Raw genomic sequence first — 3,810 nt, forward strand, 5'->3', positions numbered from 1 at the left:
ACGCAAGTGATTTCAGCTTTCAGGCCACGCCGGGCTGGTGGTCAGCACGTCGACGCCGTCGTCGGTGATGTGGACGGTGTCTCGGCGGAACACCGCGCCGATGCCCTGCTGCCAGACGTAGCCGGTGATCGCCAACACCATCCCGGCCTCGAGTTGGTCGTGCTCGCCCGCAGCCACCAGCGTTTCGGATACCACGGGTGGGTCGAAACCCAGCCCCAGCCCGTGCGCAATCGGCATCGGCGGTATCTGCTCGCCAACCGCGTCATACGCAGCGAGCAGATCGCGGATAGGCGCACCGGGGCGACATGCACCAAGCATGCTGTCGTACAGCGTGTTTGACCGACCGAACAGCTTGCGGGCCTCACCGTCGACCGTATCGCCGACCGGCCAGGTTCGGCCCACCTCGGCGACATAGCCATTCGCCAGAGCCCCGGCGGCGAAGGCGACTAGGTCGCCCGGCCGGGCCTCGGCCTGACCGCGACGCCACGGGTATTCCCGCGAAGTCACCCACGCGGCGTCCTGGGTGGCCGGCGTGCTTACCCCGCCCGCGGCCATCGCCTCCATCATGACGCCGGCCAGCGTCCGCTCCGTCACTCCCGGCGCCAATTCGGCCCGGGCAGTGGCGAGTCCGTGCTCGGCGATACGAAGTGCGCCGTCCATCGCCGCGATCTCCTCGGGCGTCTTGATGCGCCGCGCCGCACGCATCGCCGGCTCGGCATCGACGAGTTCGGCATTCGGGAACGCGCCGGGCAGCAACGCGGCGAAAGTCGGTGTGATCGCGTCTGTTCCGACCCGTCGCGCGGATTCGGCGCCGTCGACCTTCTTGAGGACATCGATGAGCGTCATCGGGTTCCAGGCGAGTCCGTACAGGTGATCATGGTCGATCTCCTCCGGGACCCCCTCGTCGTCGGTGCTGTTGAGGTAGATGGCCCCGGTGGCGCGCACCAGCACGCACATCGGACCGAACGGTCGGGTGCCGGCTATCCACAGCTGCGGCGCGCCGGTGACGTAGCGGATATTTGCTTGCCGGCCGAGCACCAGGATGTCGAGGCCGTGTTTGGCCATTTCGGCTAGCGCGCGTTGCCGGCGCCCGGAGCGTAGTGCCCGAGTGTCGGGCAGAACTTCAGTCGCCATAAGGCGTGTAGGGGTAGTCGGTAATCTGCGCGTAGCCGTCTTCGGTGATCACCACGATCTCCTCACTGCGATAGCCTCCTGTTCCGTCCTCCCACATCACGGGTTCGAGGACCAGGACCATTCCGGGCGGAAAGACAAACTTGTCGTCGAACTCCTCGCCGAGATCCGTTCCGATCATCGGTGCTTCGGCGGGGTAGGTGCCGATGCCGTGGCCCAGATAGAAGTGCGGCAGCCACGGTTTGCGGCCACCGTTGGCCGCGATCGCCGCCCGCGCCAAATCCCCCGAGGTCACACCGGCTTTGGTCACCGCGAGCACGGCGTCCAGTACCGTGCGCCACTGACGGAATTGATCTTGCTGTCGTGACGTCGGCTTCTCGCCGACCACCCAGGTTCGGCCGAAGTCCGAGCAGTATCCGGCGTAGGTGATGCTGATGTCGGTCCACAGCACATCGCCGGCGGCGAGTTCGCGATCGGTGGGCAGCAGCGGCAGTGCGAGATCCCCATGCGTTGTCCAGACGCCGGCTTCCCGCGAACTCGGCATCACCTGCCAGATGGCCTCGAGCATGTTGGTGGTGGCTCCCAACTCGAAGGCACGACGCACGAAGGTGGCCGAGAGATCAATCTGCCGCACGCCCGGCAGCAGCGCCTGCTGCACGTCGACAATGGCTTGTTCGGTGATGCGGGCCGCCCGGCGCAGACAGGACAGCTCGTCACGGGTCTTCACCAATTGCGCCGCGCCGAGCACGATTGCCGCGTCCGTCGGCGGTCCCGCGCGAAAAAGCTTGGGCGCCGCCCGTCGCATTGCCCCCGTGAGTTCGTCGACGGCGATGCTGGCGCCCGGCGGGACCAGCTCGGCCAGCTTGCGCGCGAAATCTTCGACACCGTGCTCGAATTCGAGGTAGGCGGGGCCGTGCAGATGGTCGTCGGGCACTGGTACTTCCGCCGAGGCTCCGCTACGGAACGGCATGAACAGATGCGGATGCACGTCATCGGCCAGCACCACCGCAACCGGACGCTCCACGTGCGACAGACCGGCGTCCAAGAGCGGCCAGCTGGCACCCGTCGCGTATCCGACGTAGCCGTTCATCAGCAGGATCAGCGCGTCGACGCCGTGTTCAACCATCGCGGACCGCAGCCGAGCTCCCACCTCGGTACGCATGCGGGCCCAGTCCGGCTCCTCGGGTGCATCAAGGAGCGAGGCGCGGGCGGCCACCGTGTTCGTCATGAGCACGGCCCCCTAGATTCCCAGGAATTTCTTGATGTTGCCGCCGACAACCCGCACCGCATCGGCGGGGCCGACGGCCTCGACCACCGCGGCCAGCGACCTCTCCGAATAGCCGAAAGTGCTTTCGTTGTGCGGATAGTCAGACGACCACATCACCCTGTCGATTCCGATCTCGTCGATCTGGCGCAGGCCCAGGCCATCGACCATGAACGAGGCGCACATGTGCGTGTCCCAGTAGTAGCGGATGTCATGTTCGGGCTGGTGTCGCAGCATGTGTTGATAGGAGGCCAGCACGTGCTCGGCGTCCTGCAGCGCCGTTGGTACCCAGGCTATTCCGCCCTCGAACCAGCCAACCCGAAGCCGTCGATGCCGGTCGAGGATGCCGCCGAAGATGTACTTGGAGAACATCTCCCGAAACGAGTCGATGTTGACCATCATGGCCACCGCGACGCTGTTGACCTCGCTGGGGAACTTCGGCTGACTCTCCCCTATGTGATGAGTGATGGGCAGACCCGCCTCTTCGATCTCGTCCCACACCGCGCTCATCGGCGTGCTGGAGTAATCGATGGGCTGGCCGTCCTCGTCGTTGCCCGGGTTGATCGGCATCAGAAACGTTTTGAGCCCCAACGATTTCAACTCGGTGAGCGTGCGGCGAGCGCCGCGGGGATCCCACCAGTTGATCAATCCCACTCCATAGCAATGGCCGCCTGCTCGTTCTTGAACCTCGGCGATGTGCTCGTTGTAGACGCGGAAGATCCGCTCGCGAATGGTGTGGTCGGGGTGGTGGAACAGCGCGAGGACCGCGTTGGGGAAGGCCAGCTCCTTGTCGACGCCGTCTTCGGCGAGTTCACGGACTCGGGCTTCGACGTTGTTGGTGGCGGCGCCGGCCAGGTCGTCGTATTGCATCAGCACCGCGCTGAAATCGCCGACCACCATTGACTGTCCCGGTTGGCCGAGCAAATATGCGCCATCCTCGTACCAGATCCGCGGCGCCTGATCTTTGAGCTCGTCGGGGAAGCGCTCATAGAAAATGTCGTCGGCGACCGAGATGTGGTTGTCGGCGGAGAAGACCTCGGTGCCGGGCGGCAGACCGGTGTTGAATTCCGCCGCGTGACCCCGGCGGTGCTTGGGAGCGCCGATTACGCCGTCGGGGTACAGGGTGTGGGCTGGCCTGGACATCATCGTCCCTTCGTTGCGATCACCTGCTGAGCACACCGATCCGTTCCAGGTCGGCGAGGTACTTATTGATCAACTGCTGCGAGACGTGGGGGACGGCGCGACCGGAGTGTTCGACCGCGGACCGGAATTGCGCACCGGGTACCGGTGATCCGGGGATAGCGAGCATGGGTTCACGGTAGACGTCCAGCACGGTGAGGACCGATTGGGCGCGCTGCCGTTCCGGCAGGGCGCGCATGGAGGTCTCGAACCTGGCCAGCCAGCTCGGGTAGTCG

Annotated in this window: 4 protein-coding genes; all 4 read right to left on the reverse strand. The window is 65.5% G+C overall.

The window, feature by feature from the left end; genetic code table 11:
- Window positions 1–12: 12 nt before the first annotated feature.
- Window positions 13–1,134, reverse strand: a complete 1,122-nt coding sequence (locus tag ACZY0B_RS26960) for a M24 family metallopeptidase (RefSeq protein ID WP_463767290.1) — start codon at window positions 1,132–1,134, stop codon at window positions 13–15.
- Window positions 1,124–2,359: a M24 family metallopeptidase gene (locus tag ACZY0B_RS26965; protein WP_463767291.1), complete on the reverse strand. Its 1,236-nt coding sequence runs from the start codon at window positions 2,357–2,359 to the stop codon at window positions 1,124–1,126. The genes ACZY0B_RS26960 and ACZY0B_RS26965 overlap by 11 nt, the downstream gene beginning before the upstream one ends.
- Window positions 2,360–2,371: 12 nt before the next feature.
- Window positions 2,372–3,538 carry an amidohydrolase family protein gene (locus tag ACZY0B_RS26970; protein WP_463767292.1) on the reverse strand — a complete coding sequence of 389 codons (1,167 nt, stop codon included), beginning with the start codon at window positions 3,536–3,538 and terminating at the stop codon, window positions 2,372–2,374.
- A 19-nt stretch (window positions 3,539–3,557) separates the two neighbouring features.
- Window positions 3,558–3,810 (reverse strand): hypothetical protein (locus ACZY0B_RS26975; protein WP_463767293.1); only part of this gene is annotated, 253 nt, incomplete at its 5' end.

It is taken from the genome of Mycobacterium sp. IDUB_19 (genome assembly GCF_055419445.1).